General features: G+C 57.3%; 18 protein-coding genes. 10 read left to right on the forward strand and 8 right to left on the reverse strand.

The genetic code is table 11. From position 1 onward, the window contains the following. Window positions 1-13: 13 nt before the first annotated feature. The 7 genes from C8D90_RS20335 to C8D90_RS20365 form a co-directional block, all read right to left on the reverse strand. On the reverse strand, window positions 14-1,183 hold the full coding sequence (locus tag C8D90_RS20335) for a p-hydroxyphenylacetate 3-hydroxylase oxygenase component (protein WP_115460295.1): 1,170 nt from the start codon (window positions 1,181-1,183) through the stop codon (window positions 14-16). A 385-nt stretch (window positions 1,184-1,568) separates the two neighbouring features. Then, complete coding sequence (locus C8D90_RS20340) at window positions 1,569-1,898, reverse strand: DUF3592 domain-containing protein (protein ID WP_115460296.1); 330 nt, start codon at window positions 1,896-1,898, stop codon at window positions 1,569-1,571. An 82-nt stretch (window positions 1,899-1,980) separates the two neighbouring features. Further along, complete coding sequence (locus tag C8D90_RS20345; RefSeq protein ID WP_115460297.1) at window positions 1,981-2,751, reverse strand: DUF2135 domain-containing protein; 771 nt, start codon at window positions 2,749-2,751, stop codon at window positions 1,981-1,983. Between the two features lie 4 nt (window positions 2,752-2,755). Beyond that, window positions 2,756-4,405 carry a DUF2300 domain-containing protein gene (locus C8D90_RS20350; RefSeq protein ID WP_115460298.1) on the reverse strand — a complete coding sequence of 550 codons (1,650 nt, stop codon included), beginning with the start codon at window positions 4,403-4,405 and terminating at the stop codon, window positions 2,756-2,758. Window positions 4,406-4,407: 2 nt separating this feature from the next. Continuing rightward, complete coding sequence (locus C8D90_RS20355) at window positions 4,408-8,919, reverse strand: alpha-2-macroglobulin family protein (RefSeq protein WP_230473069.1); 4,512 nt, start codon at window positions 8,917-8,919, stop codon at window positions 4,408-4,410. Window positions 8,920-8,963: 44 nt separating this feature from the next. Continuing rightward, the gene (locus tag C8D90_RS20360) at window positions 8,964-9,593 is read right to left on the reverse strand and encodes a DUF1175 domain-containing protein (protein ID WP_376744995.1); all 630 of its coding nucleotides are present in this window, start codon (window positions 9,591-9,593) and stop codon (window positions 8,964-8,966) included. Continuing rightward, the gene (locus C8D90_RS20365) at window positions 9,593-11,314 is read right to left on the reverse strand and encodes a DUF2138 domain-containing protein (RefSeq protein WP_115460301.1); all 1,722 of its coding nucleotides are present in this window, start codon (window positions 11,312-11,314) and stop codon (window positions 9,593-9,595) included. Before C8D90_RS20365 ends, C8D90_RS20360 begins: the two co-directional genes overlap by 1 nt. A 306-nt stretch (window positions 11,315-11,620) precedes the next feature. Here C8D90_RS20365 and macA point away from each other — a divergent pair, with 306 nt between their 5' ends. The 3 genes from macA (at window position 11,621) to C8D90_RS20380 (ending at window position 15,204) form a co-directional block, all read left to right on the forward strand. Further along, the gene (gene macA, locus C8D90_RS20370) at window positions 11,621-12,736 is read left to right on the forward strand and encodes a macrolide transporter subunit MacA (protein WP_115460302.1); all 1,116 of its coding nucleotides are present in this window, start codon (window positions 11,621-11,623) and stop codon (window positions 12,734-12,736) included. Continuing rightward, window positions 12,736-14,679 (forward strand): macrolide ABC transporter ATP-binding protein/permease MacB, encoded by a 1,944-nt coding sequence (gene macB / locus C8D90_RS20375; RefSeq protein WP_115460303.1) that lies wholly within the window; start codon window positions 12,736-12,738, stop codon window positions 14,677-14,679. The genes macA and macB overlap by 1 nt, the downstream gene beginning before the upstream one ends. 255 nt (window positions 14,680-14,934) lie before the next feature. Continuing rightward, on the forward strand, window positions 14,935-15,204 hold the full coding sequence (locus C8D90_RS20380) for a hypothetical protein (RefSeq protein WP_115460304.1): 270 nt from the start codon (window positions 14,935-14,937) through the stop codon (window positions 15,202-15,204). A 6-nt stretch (window positions 15,205-15,210) separates the two neighbouring features. Here the strand turns inward: C8D90_RS20380 and C8D90_RS20385 are convergent, their stop codons facing one another. Then, the gene (locus C8D90_RS20385) at window positions 15,211-15,618 is read right to left on the reverse strand and encodes a (R)-mandelonitrile lyase (protein WP_115460350.1); all 408 of its coding nucleotides are present in this window, start codon (window positions 15,616-15,618) and stop codon (window positions 15,211-15,213) included. 722 nt (window positions 15,619-16,340) lie between these two features. Between C8D90_RS20385 and C8D90_RS20390 the strand changes: the two genes are divergently transcribed. From C8D90_RS20390 to C8D90_RS20420, 7 genes are all read left to right on the forward strand, one after another. After that, window positions 16,341-18,704 carry a type VI secretion system Vgr family protein gene (locus C8D90_RS20390; protein ID WP_115460305.1) on the forward strand — a complete coding sequence of 788 codons (2,364 nt, stop codon included), beginning with the start codon at window positions 16,341-16,343 and terminating at the stop codon, window positions 18,702-18,704. A 6-nt stretch (window positions 18,705-18,710) separates the two neighbouring features. After that, window positions 18,711-19,100: a DUF3592 domain-containing protein gene (locus C8D90_RS20395; protein WP_115460306.1), complete on the forward strand. Its 390-nt coding sequence runs from the start codon at window positions 18,711-18,713 to the stop codon at window positions 19,098-19,100. A gap of 146 nt (window positions 19,101-19,246) precedes the next feature. Continuing rightward, the gene (locus C8D90_RS20400) at window positions 19,247-21,781 is read left to right on the forward strand and encodes a DUF2169 family type VI secretion system accessory protein (protein WP_115460307.1); all 2,535 of its coding nucleotides are present in this window, start codon (window positions 19,247-19,249) and stop codon (window positions 21,779-21,781) included. Continuing rightward, entirely contained in the window at window positions 21,778-22,848 is a 1,071-nt protein-coding gene (locus C8D90_RS20405) for a pentapeptide repeat-containing protein (RefSeq protein WP_115460308.1), read from the forward strand. Before C8D90_RS20400 ends, C8D90_RS20405 begins: the two co-directional genes overlap by 4 nt. Window positions 22,849-22,864: 16 nt before the next feature. After that, window positions 22,865-23,473 (forward strand): DUF3540 domain-containing protein, encoded by a 609-nt coding sequence (locus tag C8D90_RS20410; protein WP_115460309.1) that lies wholly within the window; start codon window positions 22,865-22,867, stop codon window positions 23,471-23,473. A gap of 4 nt (window positions 23,474-23,477) precedes the next feature. Then, window positions 23,478-23,870: a DUF4150 domain-containing protein gene (locus C8D90_RS20415; RefSeq protein ID WP_115460310.1), complete on the forward strand. Its 393-nt coding sequence runs from the start codon at window positions 23,478-23,480 to the stop codon at window positions 23,868-23,870. A 52-nt stretch (window positions 23,871-23,922) separates the two neighbouring features. Continuing rightward, on the forward strand, window positions 23,923-24,438 hold the full coding sequence (locus tag C8D90_RS20420; RefSeq protein ID WP_115460311.1) for a hypothetical protein: 516 nt from the start codon (window positions 23,923-23,925) through the stop codon (window positions 24,436-24,438). The last annotated feature ends 23 nt before the right edge of the window (window positions 24,439-24,461 follow it).

A 24,461-nucleotide genomic window follows, 5' to 3' on the forward strand; every position in this document is an offset into this window, starting at 1 on the left:
AATCCTCTGCCTTTTAAACCATTGTCGGGTCGGGTTCCAGCCCCATCAGCTCGCGCCCCAGGATCTGGGCGCAGATATCGTAATCGGTATAAGCGTGTGCGCCGGTCATGTGGGAATCGCGGAATAAACGCTGAATTTCGTTATTGGTCATCCAACTGGTGGCCCCGGCTGCGCTGAACAGGCGATCCACCGCGGAGATGCACATTTTCACTGCAAACGCCTGGTTGGTGCGCCAGAACGCCAACTCCGCACGGGTCGGGTAACGATGCTGACGCCCGAATTCGGCATGTTCTTCCCAGGTTTTTTCCAGGAATGCGCGGGCGGCGGCAACCTCATGGGTTGACTCAGCCAAACGCATCAGCGCCGGGGTCGCGGTGCCGACGTTAGCGCCGGTATAAGCCCGCACACGGTTCTTGGTTTTCTCTTTGAACGCCACCAGCATACGTTCCGCCACGCCCAGGCTGATTGCGGCGAATCCGCAGGCAAAATACGGACGATACGGCGTATAGAAAATATCGCTGTCCGGATACAGTCCATAACCCTTGGAACGTCCTTCCATCATATCTTTGGCGACTTCGATGCGGTGCTCAGGGATAAAGACGTTATTAATCACCAGCGTTTTGGAGCCGCTGCTGCTCATGCCCACCGCATACCAGTCATCGCGGATCTCGTAGTCTTTCCGCGGGATCACGCCGAAGCTATAAATCTTGTCACCGGCTTCGTTGAAGCGGTTGAAGCCGACGATGGCCCAGTCGGCGTGATCGCAGCCGCTGCTCCAGCCCATTTCGCCGCTGAGATAAACGCCGCCTTCCGCTTCTTCGATACGGCCAAAAGGGGCGATGCTGCTGCTCGCAGTGGCATCCGGATCGCTCAGCCACATTTCATCCTGCAACTGCTGGGTAAACATCGCCAGCTGATGGCTGTGGGTACACAACAGACTGAACGCCCAGGCGGTGCCGCCGCAGGCGCCGGCCAGTGCGGCCACGCAGTCGGTGAACTGCGGCAGCGACATTTCCAGCCCGCCGTACTTCTTAGGCTGGAACATGCGGTGCATACCGATTCCCTTCAGCAGCTTAATATTTTCCTCTGGCACTTTACGATCGCGCTCCGCCTGAGCGGCGTTTGCAGCGATCAACGGTAAAATCGGGCGTAATTTGTCCAGCATCGGGTTATTGGTTGTCATTATCGGACTCCCTTTTATTATCGTAGGGTACATGGCAGCCGGAGTTATCCGGCTATGTTCCGGCTGTCTTCGCAGCCTGCTTCCTTAGTGTTAAGAAGGATTATGAGGAAATGAATTTTTAATGGAATGTAAAATTCAGGTGAACAATTGTACTTTTCAGGTTAAAAGGAAAAAGTGTGACGTCATCGAAAATTTCCGCAAGGCGCGGCGGGCAAGGGGTTAGACAGAGTTGCGCAGTTCAGACTGGTACTTATACAATAAAACCGGATGTTACAATGATGTTTCTTTTCATCATTTATCGTTGAAATGTACGCTCTGAAATCCTGTTTTAAGCACCCGTCGGCTGGTCATGTGCTTCAGCCCATAATCCTTTGATGAAACTTCATTACTTATCAAAAATGAAGGCCATTTTGTCGGGCATATTTTTAAGGTATCTGATTTTTACTTTCATACCGGCCTGAAGTTGGCTGGCGTAGAATGCAGGAACCGTTTCTGTCCCCCTGATGGTTTTATTTTCATGGGTAAACGGATCAACAAATGACAACACAAAGAATACATTGGAGCTACCCTGTTGGTTAGCGCTGATAACCCGGCTTTCAAGAATTTCTGCAATGGCCGCCACTCCGTTTTTATCTATCTGGCAGTCCCGAAAAAATTGATAGCCAATATAGGTAATCACTGCGGCAATGATGGTATAAATTACAAAAGAGGTCATAACACGGCTACCTTCGATATCCGGACGTAGGGTTCAGTCGTGCGTGCGTAGGCCATCCAACAAGCCAAGCCGTCATTCCCCCTCAATAACTAAACCCCTTCACCAACGTCAGCTCACCGGGGTTACGCATCGGCACCACGAACGTCTCCTGCTTTTCGTTCAGCGTTCCCTCTTCGGTAATCACGCTCAGATGCGCCGTCGTCAGCTCCTGTTCCCCACGGCCGCCGTAATAGTTCACGTAAACCAAATACTTCCCGCGCAACGGCGTCGGCGTTGCGAACATCTCCGGCCCGTAGCCGGTCGTTACGTCGATATCCAGCGCCCCGCCATTGTCCAGATTACGCTTCCCGTACCATGCATGCTCACCGTCCGGCGTTACCACATGCAAGTCGAGGTCGGTATCATCCGTATCCCACGACAGCACCACGCGCAGGCGCGAAGATACCGCCCCGGCCCCCTGGCTGGCATAAAACTGCCGGCGACCGGTCTGAGTGCCATCCGGACTGCGTACCTCGACGCTGTTGCTGCCTTCAGAGAAAATAAACGGACGCGCGAAAGAGCCGTCGCTTTCAATCTTCAGCGGCATACTGATGCCGTTGACCACCAGCCGCCCCGGCGCCGTATTCTGCTTCGGCATGTTGGCGATCTGCCCGCGGATTTTGGCGGTTTCGCTTTGATCGGCGGCGATATTCACCGAAGAAGCAGGATAGTTCACCTGCTGAGAGTAATGCGCATTGTCGCCGGTATTCTCCCGCCAGCCCGACAGCGGAGCGTCAATACGCACGTCCTGCTCCGCCGCGGCAAGCGGCAGGTAACCGGACAGAACGAGTAAGCACAGGGAAGCGTAGCGCATAGCATTATTCCAACAAAAGTTGACGGGTAAGGCTCTCGATATAGTGCTCATCCTGACTGCTGGGATAGCCGTCGAAAGCCAGATGTAAGTATTCATGGGTCAAATCCAGCCGATCCTGTAACGAATAAAAATTGCGCACGTAAATGCGCCGCTGAGCGCGATCGGTATACGGCCGCCCCGACGCCAGGCGGCAAACGGCGAACACCTCCGTAGCGACGTACCCCGGTTCGCGGTTCAGCGTTATACGCCAGTCGCGCTGACGACCGCGCAGCCAGGCTTCGGCATCAGGCAACGGCTGGCAGGACGCCTGCGGATTATCCCAGCGGCTCAGATTGCCGCGGGGAAACGCCTGCGCCAGAATCGCGTTATAGCGCATGCCGCTCTTTGCCTGTTCCACCGCCTGAAGCCAGGACATTCGCGCCTCGCCCGCGTTGTCGTAGTGATAATTCACCGTCGTTCCGGCCAGCACCAGCGACGCCGTACGCGCCGCGATAGCCCGCGCCGCCGTACCGGCCGGCGATGGCGCCACGCGCTGGCTGGCGCTGCTGTCATCAATCAGCAGGCATTCGCCCTCGCGCCGCGCGTTCTGCTGCAAATAGCTGCGAATAGCCACTGCCATCGCCTTCGCGGCCTCTTCCGGCTCGGTTTTCGCTTCCCGCTCAATGACGCGGGCCACGTACTCCTCACGCGTCAGCCGGGCGGTCAGACGCGGCGCATCGCCCTCACGCGTCAAAAACAGTTCTCCACGGCTTTCCAGCGCCAGGCGGTTACCATTGGCGAACAGCACGTCATAGCGCCCGCGCAGCATGCCCTGCGCCGCCGTTTGTCCATCCTCCTGCCGCATCACCGACGTTAACGGATAGCGGCTGAACAGTTTCACCACCACGCATCCGTCATCCGCCGTCCGGCTCAGCGCCGGCGGCGGCAATGCGGCGGCCAGGGCGTCTGCATACTGATTCAAAACCGTTTTGCTGGTTCCCGCTCCCTGCGCCCATACCGGGCTGCCGTCGCTCAGCCAGCCGGCAAAACCGCCCACGCGGGTTTGCGCATCGCCATTTTCATGCCAGCTCCAGGTTTTCACCCGCAGCACGCTCCCCAGCGCGCCTGCCGGATCGCCGCCTGCGTTAAGCGTCACGTCCAGCAGCAAATTTTGCGCCTGGTCGCGCCCCGGCAATGTCGCCAGCACGCGTAATAATTCATGAACCGGCACCCGTGTTTCCGGCGTCAGGCGCGAAAGCTCCGTCAGCCAGTCAGGCGCCTGTTGCGTTTGCCAATACTGTCGCCAGGCTGCGGGCGTGATCTCCAGCCGCTGCGGCGCGAAGTAAAGCCCGCAGGACTTCACCAGCGCCTGCCCGCGATCAACAGATTGCCCCGGCTCGCAACAGTACACTTCTTCGCGATCCCGCCCACTGCAGTGATACGGCGCTTCCGTCCGGGCCAGATCCGTCTGATAGGCATACACGAACAGCTTCCACAAACTGCCGAGCGGCGCGGAGAGCGATGCCGGCAGAGCCTGCCGGGACAATACCTGCTGGCGGTTCAGCGTCAGCAGCACGTCCTCTTGGCCGTCGCGCCGGGCCAGTTGCAGCGTCGGCTCCGCGGCCAGGGCCAGCAACGGCGCGGCAATCAGCAACAGCAGCCCGGCCGCACGCATCGTTATTTCACCGTTACGCTGCGCATTGAACCGCTCTGATCCAACGCCTGCTCCTGCGGCGCATAGGCCCGCAGGTAACGCGCCGCCGGCATCTTGAAGCTGCCCTTTTGCGAGAAGCGCAGCAGATGGCGGTAAACCACCTCGCCTTCCAACCGGCTGACCGGCACCATATACGCCAGACGGCCGTTTTCATTGCGCGCTTTCTCCAGCGAGGCCGCATCTTTGCCGTCGTTGGTCAGGCTGACGTTGATTCCCCAGGTCGTTTCTTCGACTTCGCCGCCCGGCGGCAACGGTATTTCCAGCATACCGTAGCGCAGCGGCGTTTCTTCGCCCCCGCTGAGCACGATCTCGTCAAGGTAGAGCGCATCGCTGGACACCACGCCGTCGGTCACTTCTTCGGTGGTGAAGGTAAAGGCGCTGTCGCCGGGGATCAGCTTCAGCAAGCGGCGCGTCAGTGTAGCCGTTTCGGACGAGGCCTCAGCCTGCGCGTCCTGCGGGCGGTCATAGCTCAGCACGGCATTCAGCGGCGGGAACAGCCCTTCCGGCATAACGATCGCCGCAGGCAGCCCTTTCCCTGTCCACTGCCAGTACGGCTCGCCGCCCGCACCGCGCCGCTCCTGCCAGCCGGCGCCCGGCTCAGGCAGTACCGTGTTCTGCGATGCGCCCGCCCGGTTAAACAACCAGGTCATCGCCAGCGCGCGTTCCGGCCCCGGCTGCGCAGGCGCCAGTTCCCGCAGCCGTTCCACCACGCGCTGCATGTCGCCGCCCTGTTCCAGCAACGCCACGATATGAGCGAACGGCTGTTCGCTGGCGGCAATCAGTGCCATTGCCCGCGGCAGTTGCGCTTCCAGAGCGGAAGACGAAATATTCTCCTGCCGCATCAGCGATGCAGTCAGCACCCGCGCCACCGCATCGCCCAGCGCAGAGTCCGGCGCAAACATCACCAGGCTGTCCAGACGATCGTCGAAGTCGGGGAAAACGCGTCCGCTGTCCTGTTTATTCTCCAGCGTGGAAGCCAACCCGCGCAGCAGGCTGGCGACCGGCAGCTTCATTTCGCGGGCGAAGGAAATCGCCAGCGCGCGTTGCAACGGCGGCATTGTGCCGGCCTGTTCGCCGTAAATGTCCAGCACCCGCTGCCAGTGATCCGCCGGCAGCGCCACGCCCAGCGCCTGACTGGCGTACCAGTCGGCATAATAGGCATAGGCGGTCAGGAAAGCATCAGCATCCGCTCCGCCGCCCCACCATGCGAAACGCGCCGAAGGGCCGGCCATTTGCAGCAGACGCAGCCGGTTGTCCTGCATGATCTGGCGCAGATGGCGGGCGGCTTTTTCATCCGCCTGCAGCATGGAAGGGTAAACCAGGCTAAGCGGCAACAAGCGGCTGGCGGTATTAATCACGCCGCCGTATGGCTCGCTGAGCAAATCGTCCAGGTTGTTGTTGAACACCGCGCGGGCCGTGTCGTTAATGCGCAGACGCAGGTTATAGGCGTCCTGCGGCAGCACCAGCGGCGTCTCACCACCTTCCAACTGAAGGTTTTGCTTACGCGCCAGCGGCCAGGCATCATCGGTCACCATCAACGCCACCTGCAACGCATCCGCCTCCTGACCATTTTGCAGCAACTGCACCGACATAACGCCGCTGCGCAACGCCTCGACTGGCACCTTCACGTAGTTAGCGCCTTTATGCAGCGTAATCTTTTGGCGCACTTCGTGATCGGCATAATCAGTCAGCAGTTCAGCGTTGTTCACCGCCTCGCCCTGATTGAAGACAAACATGCCCAGCACCGGCTTATCTGCGGCGCGGAACAAGGTCGGCGCGCTCCATTTCAGGTACAGCGTTTTTTCCGAGCGCACGAAGGTCTTCATCTGCCCAACCTGCCCGTCCGCGTTTTGCGCGCGCACGGTAATCCGCCAACGCGTCAGCGAATCCGGCATACGGAAGCTGAAGCGCGTTTTCCCCTGCGCGTCGGTCACCAAATCCGGCTGCCAGGCCGCGGTGTCCACATCCTCACGGCGCGGACGCTCCAGCACTTTCACGCCGCGTTCGCTGCGGTTCGCCCGCCCCGGCGCGACAGGAACGCCCGGCAGCGCCAGGTCGTAGCTGATGAAGGCCAGGCTGGCGCTGGTGCGCACGTTGTTGCGGCGCGGATGATAGAAGAATTGATCGATGGCCGGCGTGATCTCCGGTTGCAGGGCGTAAACCATCTCGTCCACCACGCTGACGGTCAGCCTCGACGCCGCCGGCTTGCCGTCGAACAGGGTCGCGATATCCACGCTGACCACATCGCCCGGCCGGTATTGCTCTTTATCCGTCTTGACCTGCACGTCAATCTGCGGCGTGACCACCTTAATGCCCGCATTCTGGAAACTGTATTGCGCATTTTTGGTGTACAGCACAGAGAAGGTCAGATTCGGCGCAAAGTTATCCTTCACCGGAATCATGACGGCATACTGCGCGTCGTTCAGGCGTTCCACCTTCAGCCAGTCCGCCGGACGGCTCAACAGGGCGAGATTTTCCACCCGGTCGCGCTCCAGCGTCAGCAACGCCTCGCTGACCGGCTCGGGGAACGTCACCAGCGCCCGCGCCGTTTCACCGGTGCGGTATTGGGCTTTATCAAACACGATAGCGACCGTGCCCGCCGTCGCCAGCGCGCCTTCACCGCTGACCGCGTGGCTGCCCGCGCCGAGGATCAACCCGTGCTCGTCACGCAGCGTGATGCTGTAATTGCCCGGCTGCGCGAAACGAATGCGGAATGAATGCTCACCGGCGGCAAGCTGCCCCTGTTCCTGTTTTTGATCTTCCAGCCGGATCCACTCATAGCGGACCGGCACGACATCCGTCGGCTGCTCGCTGCGATAGCTGAACGTCACTTCCTCTCCGGCACTGCTGAAGCGCGCCGGCGTTTCCACCCGATAACGCGCGCTGCCGCGTTCGATCAGGATCTCTTTGCTGGTTTTTACCCGGTAAGCCGCGCCGTCGCTGGCGAACACCGTCAGCATATAGCGGCTGGGTTTATCTGCGGCGGGCAGGCTGAGCGGTACGCGGCCTTTGCTGTCGCTGACCAGTTCGGTGCTGTCCAGTTGAACCGGGAACTGCCCCAGGTATTGCAGATCGTTCTCCACCATCGACATTTGCTGGGCGCGCAGGCCGATCTGAACACGCGCGCCGGGCACCGGCTTGCCGTCGGGATAAAGCAGTTGCAGGTTGCCGGTCACCGGTTCGCCGGTTTTGAAATCGTCTTTATCCAGCGCCAGCGAAATTTCAAAATGCGGTTTGATGTAGCTGGCGACGCGGAAAGCGCTGGCATAGGTTTGCCCGCGATATTCCATGCGCAGGTCATACCCGCCCGCCACCGCGCTATCGGGCAGCTGGAAGCGGGTTTGCCCGCCGGACTGGCCGTCAATGCTGACGTTCAGGGTTTGCAGCGGAGTGCCGTTAGCGTCCAGCACCGTCAGTTTGCCCTGCGCCGGCTGGATCGCCACCGAGTCACGCGCGTTTTTGAACTCGCGCCCCAGCACCTTCACCTCAACCCAATCTCCCGGGCGGTACATCGGACGATCGGTGAACACGTACAGCTTGGTGTTATAAATTTCGCTGTCGTAATAGAAGTTTTCCGACACAAAGACGCCGCCGTCGCGATCTTCGCCCAGCACGTAAGAACGCTCAGGCGAGGCATGGCGCAGACGCAGCGTGCCATCGTCACCGGTAACGCCGCTGCTCATCACGCCCAGGCCGTCGCTCCACAGGATGCGCGCGCCCGGCAGGGGCGTACCCGCCTTCTTGTCCGCTACCCATACCAGCAATTCACCGCCGGCGATTTTGCTCATCGCCACGCTGTCGGCCACAAACACCAGCGTGGTCGCGCGGTATTTGCCGATCAGCGCCTCAACCAGATACAGCCCAGGCTTCAGTTTGCCCAGCGGAACGTAAACGTTACCCGGCACCGGTTCGAGGAATTCGCTGGAAGAGCCCTGCATCCTGACGTCTGCGGGCGGCTGAACGCCTTTGGCGTCCCACAGCGGATAGCGGAACTCCGTCACCAGCGGCAGGTTTTTCAGCGGCGCGAACTGCGGCTGCTGCACGAAAGGCCCCGGCCTGAGGATCGCATCGCCCACCTTCAGCTCCGGCAACGCCTGCGTCACCTCGGTGCGGGTGTCGGATGAAAACGCACGCTGCATCACCCGGCGTGATTTGCCGTACCAGTTATCCCACAGATAGGTCAGGGTGTTGGACAACCCTTCCCCCTGGTAATTCGGCTCCACCTTTATCCGGTGCAGGTTCTTTTGCTTGCGCAGAAACTCGGTCGGTTTGGGAATGCGGTAAACGCGGATATCCGCCCCGCCGTATTCCTCCATGCGGAAGCGGCGGTAGTCGCGCCCCGGCGCTTCCAGCCGCACCCTGGCGCTCTCTTCGCTGGTGAAGCTGCTGTCGGAGAGCAGGAAGAAAGACTCATCCGCCGGAGAATAACCGCTCGGCGGCAGGCCGTCGCCGGCCCGCGCGCCGGCGGACGCCAGCAGCAACAACGCGCACGCCGCCAGCCCGCGCATCAGACGCCGGCTCAGCGGGAGAGGAAGTCCAGCCGATAAACGCCAATGAAGTTGGGATTGGATTCGTCGGGTATCCATCGTGTGTCCTTCCATGTCATAAGTTGCTGCACGCCGACCGAACGCATTCCGTTATCTGTCTTGGTGCGGGTTCCAGTGTGATAGGCGATGTAGCGCCCCATCCAGATCATCAGATGCTGGTCATCACCCTGATCAAAAAACATCAGATCGCCCGGCTGCGCCTGATTCAGGTCACGCCCGACAAACCGGCTGTTGTACTGAATAAGCTTAATGGCGTCCACGTAGGGGCCGACCTTGCCGCCGCCCTGCTGCCACTGACGCGCCAGCAGGCGCTGCTCGTCGCTCAGCGTCGCCTCCGGCGGCAGGTAGCGGTTGGAAAGGCCGTTGCTGCGCAGCCACCTGGCGTCATGTACCTTCAGCGCCTCATTGGCGGCGAAGCGCACCAGGCCGGCGCAGTCCTGCTGATACCAGCGCGGGCTCGGTCCCTGGCGCAGTTGTTCTTCCGCGATGCGCACGAACCAGGCGCGAAAAATACGCGATTGCTCAGCGTCCAGCGTGAGGTTTGCCGCCAGCGCGCACTGCGCCAGCAACCATAACCCCGCCGCCAGCATCGCGCGCCGGATCATAACGCCCGCCACTCAATGGGGATCCACTGCCAGGCATCATCCGCCGACGTGTCCGCCGGCAGCGTCAGCGCATAGCTGCCGTGCCCCGCCAGCGCTTCCAGCTTCGGCACCAGCAGGGTTTGCGCGGCATTGTAAAAGATCGGCTCAACGTCCTTCGGCAGGCTGTCGAACGCCTCGTGCCGGAACAGGCCGGACAGCCCTTCCGGCGCCAAATAAAGCGGTACTACGGCATTGGCGGGCAATACTTCGGCCATCGGCGGGAAGTTTCCGCCCAGGGTTTGCCGCGCTTTCTCCACCAGACGATCGTCCAGCGAGAACAGCAGCGTCTGCCCTTCCCGCGCCAGCGTGACGCGGAAGAATTTCCTGGCGGTCATGCTTTCGCCCGCCTCGGATTCACCGGCATTATATTGTCCGTAGCTGGAGCTGACCTCCCGCCGCCAGCTGTGCGCCTGCTCCGTCTGGGTTTCGCGCATCGGCAACACGCCCTGCGGCGCCTTTTTCTCCGGCGCGCCGATCGTCCGGTCAAACAGCGCGCCCAGCCCGTCGTCCGCCTGACTGCCCGCCGCGTCGTCCAGCCGGGTCACCAGCAGCGGCGTATACAGGCGCGAATCCGCATACCAGCACATGCCGGCCGCGCCCGTCAGGTGCTGAGCCAGCACGCCCGCGCGTTCCTCATTGCCGCCGACCCGGCCGAGCATCTCCTCCGCCACGCCGCGCGCCACGGGAAGCGCAACGCAGAAGCTGGCGCCCATCGGCATGGCTTGCCATACCGGCGTGAAATTAAATGAAGTATCCGCCGCCGCGTCGCGATCGTTCAGGGCCAGAAAGCTGTTCCAGCCCTGCCCGGTCATTTCAAAACGCACCCCGGCAAACGCGGGCATAAAGCGCTGATAGCCGAAGCCAAGATAGTTGGCGCTGACCGCGATGCGGTGTTCCGGCGCCGCTGTTTCCCCGCCCTGCGCAGCACGCGGCGTCAGCCCGAAGCTCTCTGCCCAGGGCGCATTGCCGGCCAGCACCGCCTGCGCCACCTCCGTGGTGTCGCTGGCATGTTTTTCGCCGTCGAACATCATGTCAACGCCGGACATCAGCAGCAGTTTGTCGTCGTGGCTGGCGAACAGCAGGCTCTTGCCGCCGTAACGCAGCTGGTAAATCGCCGCCCCGGCCCCGCCGACCTGTATCTGGCTCAGTTTCGTTTTGCTCAGTTGGCTGTCATCTGCGGCGGCGAACGCCAGCGGCTCCAGCACTTTCGCCAGACCGCCGCGGCGGATTTCAATCATGAAATGGCGCAGACGACCATTAGCGTCGTGCCACAGCGCCACGTTGGCCGGCTGATCGAGCAGTTCTTCGATCAACGCGTCGCGTAATTCCAGGTTATGTTCGAAAATGATACGCCGCAGGCTGCCGATCAGGCCGAGCTTGTCGGCGTTATGCTGGTAATAAAAGACGAAATCTTCCGTCAGGGTATCGCGCAGCAGCGGTATGCTGAGCAGATCGCGCGGCAGGCGGCTGAGGGAGGCGCTTTCGATAAGGACGTCGGGATGGCGGGGATCAATTTGCAGGTTATTGTTCCGGACCAGCGTTTTCAGGGTATTGTAACCGGAGGCGCGGTTAAGGTGATAAGTCACTGCCGCAACGGCGCCCGCAATAAGGATGCCGGCAACGATAATCAGCCAACGTTTACCCGATCCGCGTTTGGCGGGAACAGCACTTTCGTTCATCACGATCCATCCCTGGTCAGCGCCGCCATTTTCTGCGGCGAAATTAAGCTGTATACGGCCGTCTTTTCAGTCTCTACAAGAGCTAAATGAGTCGCGTAAAGCGCTGGATATTTCACACCATTCACGACAGACTACGTTTCCGCCGGTTATGATAACGGATATCGTGATGGCAGCGCCACAGAAATGCACGGGGGAATCATTGCGTTCCCAGCCATTTTTCCGAACCTGGGATCAGGTTCTGATATCCCTTTTTTATCCCGCATAAACCTTTTGGGATTCAGGTTGTTTTATTTTGGAGAAACCACAATGAAAACGGGCGTAAAACCTTCCCGTCGCCGCTGGCTTATCATTCTTATCGTTCTGATTATCGCCGCCCTGATTCTCTGGCGTTATCTCACCCCCGCGCCCGTACAATGGAAAACGGTTGACGTGGCGCAGCGTACGCTGGAGCAAAACGTCATGGCTACCGGCAAGCTGGACGCTGTCCGTAAAGTCGACGTGGGCGCGCAGGTCAGCGGTCAGTTGCAGAGTCTGTACGTTGAAATCGGCGACACGGTGAAAAAAGAGCAGCTTCTGGCGGAGATCGATCCGCAGCAGGCGCAAAACCAGGTGAAGGAGTCTGAGGGAACGCTGCGTGAACTCAACGCGCAGCTCGCACAGGCCCGCGCCCAGTATCAGCTTTCACGCGCCACAGCGTCACGCAAGCAGGAGCTGGCCCGCCGCCAGGCGGTTTCCCGCCAGGATTTGGACGAAGCCAACACCGACGTCGCAGTCAGGCTGGCTGCCATTGACACCATCGAAGCGCAGATCGCCCGTAACAAAGCCACGCTCGGCACCGCCAAAACCAACCTGGACTACACCCGCATCGTGGCGCCGATGGACGGCGTGGTCACGCAGATCACCACCCTGCAGGGGCAAACCGTGATCGCGGCGCAGCAGGCGCCCAACATTCTCACCCTGGCCGATCTGGACACTATGCTGGTTAAAGCGCAGGTGTCTGAAGCCGACGTGATTCACCTGCGTCCGGGGCAGAAAGCCTGGTTCACCGTGCTGGGCGATCCCAACACCCGTTACGAGGGAACACTGAAAGACATTCAGCCCACGCCGGAAAAAATCAACGACGCCATCTTTTATTACGCGCGTTTTGAAGTTCCCAACCCGAAACATTTATTACGCCTGGACATGACCGCGCAGGTTCACATTATGCTGGATTCCGTCGCCGATGCCCTGGTTATCCCGCTCTCTGCGCTGGGCGATCAAATCAGCGACAACCGTTATCACATCGCGCTGCTGGAAGACGGCAAACCCGTGATGCGCGAAGTCACCATTGGTATCCGTAACAACATTGACGTCCAGTTGATCTCCGGCGTGAAGAAAGGCGATAAGGTCATTCCGGGCTACGGCGCTGCGGAGGCGGAGTAATGGCCGCGCTGCTGAGTCTGGAGAACATCCGCCGCTGTTACCCTTCCGGCGACGGCGAAGTGGAGGTGCTGAAAGGCGTTTCGCTCACCATCGAGGCCGGGGAAATGGTCGCGATCATCGGCGCCTCCGGCTCCGGTAAATCCACCCTGATGAACATTCTCGGCTGCCTGGATAAACCCACCTCCGGCGTTTACCGGGTCGCCGGCCAGGACGTTTCCCTGCTCGACGGCGATGCGCTGGCGCAACTGCGGCGTGAGCACTTCGGCTTCATCTTCCAGCGCTATCACCTGTTGCCGCACATGAGCGCGGCCCATAACGTGGAGGTTCCCGCCGTTTATGCCGGCACCGGCAACGCGGCGCGGCGCGAACGGGCGCGGGAACTGTTGACCCGGCTGGGGCTGGCCGATCGCGCCGACTACCAGCCCGGCCAGCTTTCCGGCGGGCAGCAGCAACGGGTCAGCATCGCCAGGGCGCTGATGAACGGCGGTCAGGTTATCCTGGCCGACGAACCGACCGGCGCGCTGGACAGCCATTCCGGCGAAGAAGTCATGGGGATCCTGAAGCAGCTGCGCGAACGCGGTCATACGGTGATTATCGTCACCCATGACCCGACCGTAGCGGCGCAGGCGGAGCGTATCGTGGAGATCCGCGACGGCGAAATCATCAGCGATTCCGTTTCCCGCCGCGAGGAACGCACCTCCCCTCCCCTGCATTTTGACGATCGCGCCCCCGGCTGGCAGCAGATCGTCGGCCGCTTCCGCGAGGCGCTGACCATGGCGTCCCGCGCCATGCTGGCCAACAAAATGCGCACCCTGCTGACCATGCTGGGTATTATCATCGGCATCGCGTCGGTGGTGTCGATCCTGATTATCGGCGACGCGGCGCAGCAGTTGGTGCTGAGCGACATTCGCTCCATCGGCACCAACACCATCAACGTCTATCCCGGCACCGATTTCGGCGACGACAACCCGGCTAACCGGCAGACGCTGTCCTATGACGATATGGAAGCCCTGTCCCAGCAGAGTTACGTAGACGGCGCCACGCCTTCGCTCTCTTCCAGCCCGCGCCTGCGTTACGGCAACATCGACGTACCGGTCAGCCTTGAAGGGGTCAGCCCGCAATATTTTCAGGTGTACGGCATGGGATTCTCGCAGGGCGCCACCTTCAGCAGCCTGCAAATGGATACGCTGGCGCAGGTGGTGGTGCTGGACAAAAACGCCCGTGACCGGCTGTTCCCGCATAAGAAAACGGTGATCGGCGAGGTTGTTCTGCTGGGCAACATGCCCGCGACGGTCATCGGCGTGGCCGAAGAGAAATCGTCCATGTTCGGCAGCAGCAAAAACCTGCGCGCCTGGGTGCCGTATACCACCATGAGCAGCCGCATGATGGGCCAGCGCTGGCTGAACGGCATCACGGTGAAGCTGCGCGACGGATACCAAAGCGCGGAGGCGGAACAGCAGATTAACCGCCTGCTGACGCTGCGCCACGGTAAAAAGGACTTCTTCACCTACAACATGGACAGCCTGCTGAAAACCATGGAACGCACCACGCGCACCATGCAGTTGTTCCTCACGCTGGTGGCGGTGATTTCGCTGGTCGTGGGCGGCATCGGCGTCATGAACATCATGCTGGTGTCCGTCACCGAGCGCACGCGTGAGATCGGCATCCGTATGGCCGTCGGCGCACGCACCAGCGACGTCATGCAGCAGTTCCTGATTGAAGCCGTGCTGGTTTGCCTGGTCGGCGGCCTGCTGGGAATTATGTTCTCGCTGCTGGTGGGGCTGCTGGTTCAGCTGTTCCTGCCGGGCTGGAGCATCCGCTTCCCGCCCGGCGCACTGATCAGCGCATTTGTTTGCTCTACGGCCATCGGCATCATCTTCGGCTGGCTGCCAGCCCGCAGTGCGGCGCGGCTTGACCCGGTTGAAGCCCTCGCCAGGGAGTAAGCCATATCATCCCCCTGAGCCGGCTTTCCGTCGGCTCAGGGCATATCAATAATCGTCAATATATTCATAATATCAATCAGTTAAACACTGCCATCGTCTAAGAGTTATCATCTTTAACATTTCCTTTGATTGTGTAATGCTCAATTACATTCTTCCGGTAGGTCCCCGGGGAGGAATGCTATAAATTGACACCGGAAACTTTGGCATCAGAGGTTTCAATGCCCGGGTAACAGGAACGTTAAGGGAAGGATAAGGATGTTCAACCACGCAGAGAAATGGGTACTACGCATTCTGGCGTTTATCGTCATGTTTCTTTCCGTTATCGCCAGCCGGGTATGGGTAAATCCCATCGACAATGCGGTAAGAAGCTTGCTGGCCGCCGGATATCTCCCGACGGCCGATTATGAACAGGCATTTATGGCCATCGCCCTCATCGTCGTTTGCCTGAGCGGGCTGGCGCTGACGGCCGTTGCCGAAGTGGTGGTGCGCGACCTGTTTCAGTGCGTTATGGAGTTTTTTGTTTAGCCTGCGTCAGTTCTCACCGCCTTTACGGTACTGCGCGTCACTGACTTTCTCCATCCACTCCACCACGCTGCCTTCCAGCGCTTCAGCTATCGCAATATGGCTCATCGCCGTATCCGGCGTAGCGCCGTGCCAGTGTTTAACGCCTTCAGGGATCCACACAATATCCCCCTGATTCATCTCTTTGATCTCTCCGCCCCACTCCTGGATCCAACCGCGCCCCTGCGTGACGATCAGCGTCTGGCCCAGCGGATGCGTATGCCATGCGGTGCGTGCGCCAGGCTCAAACGTCACCGTCGCCCCCCCGGTGCGGGCCGGAGCCGCGGCCTGAAACGGCGCGTCGATGCGTACTCTCCCAGTGAAGTAGCTTTCCGGGCCGGGTTGAGAAGGTTGTGAACCACTGTACTGAATTTTCATTTTTTCCTCCGCCTGAGCAAAAGCGCTGACCGGCGTTAACACGGTAGCCGCCAATAGTTTCATTATTATACGTCTTCGCGGGAATCCCGTTCCGCCGCCGATGAGGATAAGGAGGCGCAAACTCACTTCCCGGCAAAGAAATTCGCACATCATTCAGCGAAGGAAATCACATTTGGCAAAAATCATTTTACGGATATTTTTTAAACCGTGCGCTGCTTCATATTTTTAACCTTAAGGAAATACATTGTTTTCCTTATTTATCATCCATACCTTGTCCCATTAAATTTTTGCTGACAGCGACAATTAATTTACCAATATGGATATTTTGTATAATTCAACCCTAAAAATGCGCTAATACAGAATCTTTATCTCCGGATTTATCAATATAGTAATTACTTAATCTCATTTATCGTGTATATTTTGACCTGACTCTCAAAATGATTCACCAAGAAAAAACCCCGAAAAATAAGAAAGCTCCCTTTCATTTCTTTCAAAAAGCTTTCGTGCTTTATTTGTCACCATGCGAATAGATAATTACGACATAAGCAATTCAAAATATCACACATACGATATTTAATATCGCGCAACAGGGTATTTACCCCTCTGAGGGTTTAATATTGTTATCACTCGTAATGCATTGTATAATCGCGAAAATTCCTTAATTCCGGCTCAATTTCCTACTGAGCCCGTGCGGTAGCTATGCCTAAAGAAAAGGATATTCAATGAACAGAGCCATTATTGCACATACTCCGGCAGACAGCGGCGAGCTACTATTTAAGTCATTAACCGGGCAGGAAGGATTATCTGAAGCATTTGAATTTGAGGTTGAGCTTTTAAATAAGAGCAATAACCTGAATTTAAGAAATTTATTAGGGAAATCCCTGACTGTCGAATTACGCGGAAAACCGCTGACACCACGATTCCTTAATGGTTATATCACCCGCATGACCCTCACCGGGCGCGAAACCAGCGGCGAACGGTACTATATTTACCGTGCCACAGTTCGTCCGGGATTATGGTATCTGACGCAAAACAGGGATTTCCGCATTTGGCAGGAAAAATCCGTCCCCGATATCATTGCCAGCGTCCTATCCAGCTATCAAATTAAATTTGAAAACAAACTGACCTGGGACTACCGCCAGTGGGGATACTGCGTGCAGTATCAGGAAAGCGACTTCGACTTTATCAGCCGCCTGATGGAGCACGAAGGCATCTATTACTACTTCATCCATGAACGCGACAGCCATACGCTGGTGCTGGCAGATGCGCCTCAGGCGCATGAAGCGCTGCCGGGTTATGGTTTTATTCCCTACCAGCCGGTCGACAGCGGTCAGCACAAAAACACCGAAAGCGTTCACAGCTGGAGCGTCTCCGATATTATCACTCCCAGCCTGTACAGCCTGGATGATTACGACTTCCGTAAACCCCGCGCCCGTCTGCTGGAAACCCGCCAAAATCCCAACTCTTTCGCCGTAGACAAAGCCGAAGTCTTCGACTGGCCGGGCCGCTTTACCGACCGCGAACACGGCCAGTTTTACGTGCGCGTGCGCCAGGAAGAGTTTGAGGCCCGCCATGAGCAGATGAGCGGCGAAGGCTCCTCATTAGGATTCGCGCCTGGTCACACCTTCGTGCTGACTCAGGCGCCGCGTATGGAAGACAACCGCGAATACCTGACGACGCACGTTAAGTATTTTCTGACGGAAAACGCCTATTCCAGCAGCGCTCAGAGCATGGCGGAGCACATTCTTGAGTTTTCAGTGATCCCGAACAGCGTCAGCTGGCGTCCGCCGCGCGTGACGCAGTGGCCGAAAACCCACGGTCCGCAAACCGCCGAAGTGGTCGGCCCGGAAGGGCAACCTATCTGGACGGACAAATACGGCCGGGTAAAACTGAAATTCCGCTGGGATCGCCACAGCACCGGCGACGACACCAGCTCCTGCTGGGTGCGTGTTTCCAGCGCCTGGGCGGGCTGGAAATACGGCGGCGTGCAGATTCCCCGCGTCGGGGAAGAAGTGGTGGTGGACTTTATCAACGGCGACCCGGACCGCCCGATGATCACCGGCCGCGTTTACAACGAAAACAACATGCCCCCATGGGATCTGCCTAACGATGCCACTAAGATGGGCTTTATGTCGCGCAGCACCAACGGCAGCCCGGATAATGCCAGCTACCTGTTCTTTGAAGATTCTCCCGGCAATGAGTCGTTTGATATGCATGCCGAGAAGGATATGAATGTTTCGGTGGAAGGGGATCAGTTTGTTACGATTGATGGGACCAGGACGACGGTTATTGGGGGAAAACAGGATGACTCCATCACTGATGCGGCGACATTTCACTTCAAATCCTCGCGTACGACCACCACAGATGGGTTAGAAACCGTTAATTTTAACAATCATCTGGACATGACTGTCAACAATGGTCGAAAGATGGTTATTACGGGTGGCGACGAGATTGAGATCACAGGCGATCAGACATTCACACTGAAAGGTGCCCAAACACAAACCATTGACGACACACAGCACGTCACCATCAAAAATAACCAGATGCTTGATATCACCGATGGCAGCCAGACGAATCATATCAAGTCAGGCCAAATCACTACCATTATGTCAGGCGGACAAGAAACCACCGTGACCGCCGGTGGACAGACCACGCTCATTGAAGCGGGTGGCCAGACCCTCACGGTCAACGCCGGCGGGCAAACCTCGACAATAACCGGCGATGTGCTGGAGACATATAACAATGATCAGACAACGGAAATCACCGGCACGCTCAACATCCATGCCGCTGATGTAAGCATCACCAGTGATACCGGCGTTTCAATCTCCAGCCCGTCATGGACAGACAACTGTAAGGCACTCAGGTGGAGTGCAACAGGATTTAATCTTTCTTTCAATGGCATGAGTCTGGGCATTAATGGCCTGAATGTGCGGCATACCACAGCAGATATTTCGCACTCCCCTATTTCCATTAATAAGACTAATGTTAAAATCAGCAACACGCCGATGAATTACACGCAAACGGCAGCGTTGCTTACCAATGGCGCGTTGCGTTACAGCAGCATGGCACTGGCCATTTTTGTGTAGGGAAATATGGCAAAGATTAAATCCATTATCACAGTTATCGGTTTTATTATCGCCGCTCCGTTTCTCGGCCTGGTAGGCTTTTTCAAATTTATCACTGTCGACCTGTGGCGGATTATCAGCCAGTTTCTCAGCCCGATGAAACTGACGAAAGACGGCATTTCAACCTCCGGACAAATCGTCAGCGTAAAGCAGAGCGATCTGTGGTACGGCAACCAACCGGTTCTGGAAATAGAAGTTAAGCATATTACCAAAGATGGACGCAGCCATGCTGCGATGATAAAAGAGGCTGTCAGCCTGACGGAGCTGGCCCGTTTTCAACCTGGGCAATATATAGATATAAAATATGACCCAAAAAATCCGCGCCGGGCTGCAATTAATAACAATCCTCTTTATTAGTGCGGAGCAATACTGACATGCCTTTTCTATTACGCTGAAAACGAAATAGAAAGAATGCCGACATAAAGTCTTTCACGCTCTCCAGTGTATCGGCAAATAACCGCGTATCATGATAGCTTCGGCATTAAAATTTTGCAGGATGCATAATGAAAGTAGTAAAGCCGCTTCGACTCAGCATATTAAACCGCCCCTATCGCTGGCAGGGGAAAAACCATCTGGGCATTTCCGTTCTGGCGTTGACAGATATGGGAGATACCCCGTGCCTGCGTCCTGAACCAGAATTGTGGCAATTGGTTGAAAATGAGTTAAAACTTAGTGGTGGAATTCTTGACCTTGCAATTCCGAAAGTTTGTCCGGAGTTTTTGGCGACGGGCTATGCCTATACTAATCACCAGCAGGAAAAAAATGCTTGTGCAGTAAAAATACAATTAGCACAGCGGGAAAAAACGCTATTAATCTTCGGCGACAGATATTGGGTAAATAATACCCCCAGTACACCCTTACCTTTTGAACAAATGCGTCTGGACGGCAGCCGTGCCTATGGCGGTCCTGAGTTTGCCGATAATCAGTATGGCATCGGTGCCGGCACAGAAATGATAGGGGGAATGAAAGTACATCGCCTGCCGAATATCGAATCGCTGCACCAGCGAATTACCAGTATACGGCAAACGCCCGAACCTGCCGGCTTCGGACCTACAGACTTAATGGCACCGTCACGTTTCAGCCGTATCGGCAAGCAATACGATGCCCTCTGGCTTCAGAATGAATTTCCCGGATTTGCCCGCGATATTGATTGGCGGTTGTTTAACGCCGCCGCCCGCGATCAATGGTGGGAAGACTGTGATGCCCTTCCCTCAGGCGCTGAATGGCGCATCTGGAATATGCATCCGCAACATCCGCTGCAAGAAGGTAAATTGCCTCCCTGGCGTGCGCGCTGCTTCATTAACCGCCTGCGCGCCGACCAGACGATTTCTGAAGAAGTCATTTTGCGCGCCACAACGGTGTGGTTTTTCCCTCACCGGGAACAGATGATTTTAATCTGGCATGGCAGCGTCCCTATTAACGAAGATGATGCCGCCGACGTCTTACACCTGATGCCCGCACTTGAAATCGCCAACGCTCCGCGTCCGATCGCACATTATCGCGAGGTGTTGCAAAAGAGGCTGGATAAAGAAAAAGGCGCCCTGCTCGCTTTTCGCGAGAAAGATCTGCTGCCGGAGCAGATTATCGGCCCCTGGCTGGACACGGATATTCCGCAAAATGAAAGCCCATCGCATGACAACATGCAGGCACGCATCCGGCGCCTGCGTGAAACACATCGGGATCACGGGGCAGAATGGGCACAAGACATACATGACAAACTTGCGGCTTTCGATGTAACAACACCGCCTGCGCTTGAAGATCTCTCCGAATTCATAGAGAAAATGGAATTGTCAGCGCAAAAAATGCAGGCCGAACTGAATGATCGCATGCTCGCACAGGATGACGTTCCTGAGCATAATCCCGACGATCTACCCAGGGGGCCAGAAAGTATGCACCACATGCTGGAATCTCTGCATAACGGCGATCATGAGCTATCGGATAAGAAACTCACGCAGACCGAGCAGGCATTGCATCAAATGTATCTGATGTCGGTACAGGCACAGCAACCGGCTCTCCGTATGACGGGAGATCTGGCGCTCATTATCCGTCAGCACGCGCAGGCGACGATGGCTCGGGGAGGAGATTTCAGCGGGTTGGATTTGACTGGCGCCGATCTTTCCGGGATGGATTTACGCGGAGCAGACTTCTCCCACGCGTTGCTGGAAAGTGCGAATCTCAACAACAGTCAGCTTGATAACGCGAACTTTAGTGCAGCAATGCTGGGCAGGGCCGATATTACCGGCGCCTCCTTACGTAACGCCATTCTGGATCATGCCTGCCTCACATTGGCACAGTGCCGTGACAGCGATTTCAGCGGAGCCAGCCTGAATGACGTTCAATTACAGCAAACTCTGCTGGAAAACTGTGTCTTTGACGAAAGCCGCTGGCGGGAAATCATGTTTTATCAAACCCGCTTGTCACATTGCCGCTTTCATCATGCCAGCATCGATAACGTCTTATTTTATGAACTGGCAGGTTCCGCCCTCGATTTTTCCTCCGCCCGCCTCGCCAAAGTGGCTTTTATCCAGTGCGTTTTGGAGAACGCCAGTTTTGAACACGCCAGATTGGAAGATTGCTCCTGGGTTGGTACCCGCGCCGAAAAAGCGCACTTCGCACGGTCTGAACTGAAAACATGCTCATTCGCTTGTGAAACAACGCTGGCAAAAGCTAATTTCAGCCATGCCACACTCACGCAGTGTAATCTGCGTCAGATGGTACTGACAGATTCTTCTTTTGAAATGGCCAAACTGGACAACAGCGACCTGAGCGAAGCGAACTGCCTGAATGCGAATATGCACAGGATAAATGCCGCCGGCAGCCTGTTCATTCGCACTGATTTCCGGACAGCCAATCTCAGCGACGGAAATTTTATCGGCGCACTGATGCAAAAGTGCTGCTTTAGTGGCACCGATCTGCGTCACGCCAATCTTTTTCGCGCAGATCTTTCACAATCGATCATCGACGCGACGACCCGACTGGACAGCGCCTATACCAAACGAACAAAAACCCTGCCCAAGCGTAGCCAGGTGTTGATATGAACATATTAGCTCCCGATGAATTAGTGAAGCAGGTTAAGCAAGGAGAAACGCCTCAGGGCTTCTCCGTTGCCGGTCAGTCATTACGGGGAAAAGATCTCTCCGGCGGTATTTTCACTGACGCAGATTTTCGGGGTACGGACTTCAGCGGCGCAAACCTGCGTGAAACCGTCTTCAATGAATGCAGGCTGAACACAGCCGATTTCCGCGGTGCGATGTTGGCAGAAACCGTATTCAATCAGTGTGAAATGGAGAGAACCTGTTTCGCGGATACGACATTAGCAGATTGTGTTTTTAATCAAAGCCAGCTAGGTGAAGCCATATTTTCCCATAGTTGTCACGACAAAACGCAGTTTATGCAGTGCGATATGCACGGTGTGGATTTCAGTCACGCCACACTGGATCGCGGAGTTTTCTTTCTTAGCGCGATAGAGAACGCCCGGTTTAACGATGCAGGTAGCTTGTTGACCACCTTTTTTCGTCTTGATTTACGTACCACTAACCTTACCGGAGCCAGTTTCGAACGTGTTGCCTTCTTTGAGTGCGACCAACGGGGCAAAAGCTTCCGAGCTCAACAAATGTCCGGCTGCCAGTTCACTGATAATTTGCTTGATAACACCGATTTTCGTCAGGCGGCGCTGATTCAGTGCGTTTTTAAGAGCGCTTCGCTCCGACAGGCGCTTTTTGATGGTGCCGATGCATCGCAGGCGTTGTTTATCGACGCAGACCTGACACAAACGCGGTGCCGGCAAAGCCGCTTTGATAACGCGATCTTTGTGGGAGCCAATCTGGAACAGGCTGATTTCTCGCAAAGCCGGCTGTATCAGGCAGTATTAAAACAGGCACGTGCCAACGGCGCCCAATTCTGTGACAGCGATCTGACATACGCCGACTTCTCCTACGCCGACGTCAGCAACACCGATTTCCGCCGGGCGCGCTTTATGCGCACCCTCTTCCACCGCAGTCATCAGCCGGGCGCACGTTTTTCCGACCGCCAGGGCATTATTGAGAATGATCCGGAGCTGTTGGCCGCGGAAACCTGGAGTGCGCAGCGCAATAGTCGTATTTGACAAGGAATATCTGAACATGAGTAACGCCATCCCTTCCTTTGCTCTACCCGTTTCGCCGCCGCAGCAAGCCGCCGGTCAGGTCGTCAATCTGTTCGGCGACGGAAGTATGATTGTGGAATGCGACGGCCGCGGCTGGCACTGCCAGCGCGCAGCCAGTTGCCTGATGACGCCGGAGTGCGGCGATCGGGTGCTGATTGCCTCTGCCGGCGAACAGCTCTGGCTGCTGGCCGTACTGGAGCGTGCCGAAAGTCATCAGCCAGCAACACTCAGCGTCGAAGGCGACCTCAGAATCGCACCGACCGGCGATCTCAGCCTGAGCAGCGGAAAGCTGAACGTCACCGCCGAAAGCGGCGACTGTCATATCGACGCTATGAACTACAGCGGTAAGTCGCTCACCGCCTGGCTCAGCCTGACGCGCATCGTCGGCGGGCAGTTCGAGTCCGTCTGGCAGACCGTCACGCAGCTCAGCAACCGCCTGCTGCGCCGCACTCAGACAATTGAGCAGGTCCGCGCCGGCCAACTCGACATGCAGGCCGAAGACTACCTGCGCGCCCACGCGCAAAACACGTTCATCACCGCCAAGGGCATCACCAAGGTCGATTCAGAACAAATTCATATGGGGTAACAGGATGTTTGCCAACTGCCAACTGATGGGCATCGACATTGCTTTTCCCGATGTCTGCCTCACACCTATGCCGGCTCCGACGCCAATCCCTTACCCTAACGTGGCGCTGGGGCCAACCGCGATCCCAAACGCCGTCAATATTCTGTTCATGGGCATGCCAGCCCACAACATGGCAACCGTCACCCCGCTGACCAACGGCGACAACGCCGGCGTCGCGCTGGGCGTGGCCTCTGGTTCAGTCATGGGGCCGTCGCGCCACGTTACCGCGGCATTTACGGTACTGATTAAAGGCACCCCGGCCACCCGTCTGACCAGCGTCAGCATACAGAATTCAACCAATGCACCCGGTATGCGCGTTGTTCCCAGTCAGCTCAAAGTGCTGCTGCTGGCGCCGTAGGCTGCCGAACAACGTCTCTTTCCCCCCACAACATAAAGAAGTCGAGGATATCGTGAAAATACGGATTACTTTAGCCCTGCTCGCCGCCCTGACGCTTTCCGCCTGTGTGCCGAAAGCACCGCCGCCGGTCGACAAAGACACTATCATCACCAGTGAAGTCAACGGCGTCACGCTGAACCACCGCGCCGGCGTCCAGGCGCCCAAAGAGTTTAAGCCGATCAATGAAGAGTACCGCAGCCTGTACAGCGCCAGCGTCATGGACCGCCCGGGCTACGGCGGCGACATCATCACCTATCTGGACAACGCCGCGCCGTTCTACGCGCTGGGCGAAGTTGAAGGCGGCTGGCTGGCGATTTCCGCCATTCGCGACGGCAACCTCATCGGCTATGTCAAAGGTAACGCCGGCGTACTGAAAGACAAGCACCGCGCCACCGTACTCAAAGACCGCCGCGTGCGTCGTACCAGCAAGCCGGCCACCACTGCGCCTGCGCCGAAGAAAAAGAACTGCGTAGATGCCGGTGACGGTACTGCCTGTAAAGATACCGGCACCTCTACCTGGATTTTATAGTGATTCACACCGCGTCTCGGGAA

It is taken from the genome of Enterobacillus tribolii (genome assembly GCF_003363015.1).
GTDB lineage: Bacteria > Pseudomonadota > Gammaproteobacteria > Enterobacterales > Enterobacteriaceae > Enterobacillus > Enterobacillus tribolii.